General features: G+C 55.5%; 1 rRNA gene. It reads left to right on the plus strand.

From position 1 onward, the window contains the following. Positions 1–738: ribosomal RNA gene (locus FE296_RS00250) — 23S ribosomal RNA — on the plus strand; the annotation flags it as partial. Position 739 lies beyond the last annotated feature (1 nt).

Genomic DNA, 739 nt, shown 5'->3' on the forward strand with positions numbered 1-739 from the left:
GTGGAGGCAACGTTGGGATACCACCCTGATCGTATCTAGGTTCTAACCTGGTACCGTAATCCGGTGCGGGGACAGTGTCAGGTGGGCAGTTTGACTGGGGCGGTCGCCTCCTAAAGAGTAACGGAGGCGCCCAAAGGTTCCCTCAGAATGGTTGGAAATCATTCGAAGAGTGCAAAGGCATAAGGGAGCTTGACTGCGAGACCTACAAGTCGAGCAGGGACGAAAGTCGGGCTTAGTGATCCGGTGGTACCGCATGGAAGGGCCATCGCTCAACGGATAAAAGCTACCCTGGGGATAACAGGCTTATCTCCCCCAAGAGTCCACATCGACGGGGAGGTTTGGCACCTCGATGTCGGCTCATCGCATCCTGGGGCTGAAGTAGGTCCCAAGGGTTGGGCTGTTCGCCCATTAAAGCGGTACGCGAGCTGGGTTCAGAACGTCGTGAGACAGTTCGGTCCCTATCTGTCGTGGGCGTAGGAAATTTGAGAGGAGCTGTCCTTAGTACGAGAGGACCGGGATGGACGTACCGCTGGTGTACCAGTTGTTCCGCCAGGAGCACCGCTGGGTAGCTATGTACGGACGGGATAAACGCTGAAAGCATCTAAGCGTGAAGCCCCCCTCAAGATGAGATTTCCCAGTATGTAAGACCCCTTGAAGACGACGAGGTAGATAGGCTGGGGGTGGAAGTGCAGCAATGCATGGAGCTGACCAGTACTAATCGGTCGAGGGCTTATCCAAT

Origin of the sequence: Paenibacillus sp. UASWS1643, assembly GCF_008693195.1 — a bacterium.
GTDB lineage: Bacteria > Bacillota > Bacilli > Paenibacillales > Paenibacillaceae > Paenibacillus > Paenibacillus amylolyticus_B.